The 507-nt window shown below is 72.2% G+C and carries 1 protein-coding gene and 1 pseudogene; both read left to right on the top strand.

The window, feature by feature from the left end:
* A pseudogene (locus B8460_RS21705) lies at window positions 1-299 on the top strand (SAM-dependent methyltransferase); the annotation flags it as partial.
* Between the two features lie 34 nt (window positions 300-333).
* Window positions 334-507, top strand: a 174-nt coding sequence (locus tag B8460_RS06625) for a helix-turn-helix domain-containing protein (protein WP_048860794.1), incomplete at its 3' end; no start/stop codon positions are given.

Genomic DNA, 507 nt, shown 5'->3' with positions numbered 1-507 from the left:
CGCCGCTCGACCCGCGTGTCGCGGCGCTGCCGGGCGTGACCTGCGCGCAGGGCAGCGCCTTCGGCGTCGATCCGCGCCCGTGCGACTGGCTGGTCTGCGACGTGATCGCCTATCCGGACCGGCTGCTGGATCTGGTCGGCCGCTGGACCGGCCACGCCCGGCGCATCGTCTGCACGATCAAGTTCCAGGGACCGACCGACCATGCCGCGGCCGCCGCCTTCGCCGCGCTGCCCGGCGCGACGGTCCGGCACCTGTTTCACAACAAGCACGAACTTACCTGCATGATCGGCCCTGCATGATCGGCGGTGGCGCGGACGGGCGGAGGGCGGCGTGATGGATGCGGCGGATCTGCGTGTGTTCGAGACGGTGTGCCGGCTCGGCGGCATGAACCGCGCGGCCGAGGCGTTGCACATGGTCCAGTCCAACGTGACCGCCCGGATACGCGCGCTGGAGGCCGAGCTAGGCGAGAGGCTGTTCGACCGCCACGCCCGCGGCGTGACGCCGACG

The sequence above is a fragment of the Acidisphaera rubrifaciens HS-AP3 genome (assembly GCF_000964365.1).
In the GTDB taxonomy this organism is placed as follows: domain Bacteria; phylum Pseudomonadota; class Alphaproteobacteria; order Acetobacterales; family Acetobacteraceae; genus Acidisphaera; species Acidisphaera rubrifaciens.
Note: the sequence above shows the minus strand (reverse complement) of the source record. Positions and strands in the feature narration are given on the sequence as shown.